Origin of the sequence: Candidatus Kurthia intestinigallinarum, from assembly GCF_003991225.1 — a bacterium.
In the GTDB taxonomy this organism is placed as follows: Bacteria; Bacillota; Bacilli; order Bacillales_A; family Planococcaceae; genus Kurthia; species Kurthia populi.
Genome location: NZ_JTFC01000169.1, coordinates 1 through 956 on the forward strand (window position 1 = coordinate 1; position 956 = coordinate 956).

At 37.9% G+C, this 956-nt stretch carries 2 protein-coding genes; both read left to right on the forward strand.

Going from position 1 to position 956, the window contains the following annotated elements; all coding sequences use genetic code 11:
- The first annotated feature begins 184 nt into the window (after positions 1-184).
- Positions 185-364: a hypothetical protein gene (locus QI30_RS19490; protein WP_126992091.1), complete on the forward strand. Its 180-nt coding sequence runs from the start codon at positions 185-187 to the stop codon at positions 362-364.
- Positions 364-956, forward strand: a 593-nt coding sequence (locus QI30_RS19495) for an ArdC family protein (protein ID WP_233600651.1), incomplete at its 3' end; no start/stop codon positions are given. The genes QI30_RS19490 and QI30_RS19495, both read left to right, overlap by 1 nt.

Consider the following 956-nt stretch of genomic DNA (forward strand, 5'->3'; position numbering starts at 1 on the left):
GGTGAAAAAAGTCTTTAATATGTTTATCTAAGTGCATAAAGCACCTCCTTAATTTTAATTTAACAAATAGAATATAGTTTTGAAAGTGAATAAATAGAACATAAGTACAAAAAACATAAGTAGAAATATATACCTTTCAAAAGTAGAAATTTCTACTTTTGAAATAAAGAAGGAGGTTGGAGAAATGTATCGACGTGAAGAAGTTGAGTTTAGCGATAAGCCGATTTACCGTGATAAGCGTGATTTACTGACGATTGTAGAAGTACCGGATTTGCTTTCATATGACATTGTTGCGTATTTAGAAGTGCCATTTGAAAACGAACAGCGTTATGTACCTTTATATCAAAAGCGAGGTGAGGCGTAATGCCCTTGCGACCTAACTCATATGAGGAACGTACAAAAGAGCTTACGACAAGGCTTGAAGAACAGCTGACGCAATTTGCGAACCAAACTGAATTCAAGCGGTACTTAACTTTCATGGCAAGTATGCGCCAGTATTCGGTAGATAACCAAATTCTCATTTTTATGCAAAATCCGAAAGCTACTTATGTCGCTGGCTTTCAAGCGTGGAAAAAGCATGAGCGTTATGTGCAAAAAGGGGAGAAGGGCATTCAAATTCGTGCTCCTATTTTTGAACAGCAGCCAGTACTCGACCCGAAAACAAAGCAACCTGTTTATGAAAACGGCGAACTCAAGCTGGAGAACGTCTTAGTTCGCTATAAATGGGTAACAGTGTTTGACATCGCACAAACAGCAGGAGAGCCACTTAAAACGACAAGAGATTTTGTAAACGAACGATTTCAAACGGATGAGGACGCCCAGAGGCTATATGATCAATTTAAAAATTATTTAAATCAATTTAAGCAATTGCACGTTGCAGAGAAGACGTATTCGATTCATGAGGAAGGACGAGGTTACTTTGTACCATCGACCAACGAAATTATCATTAATGCGAG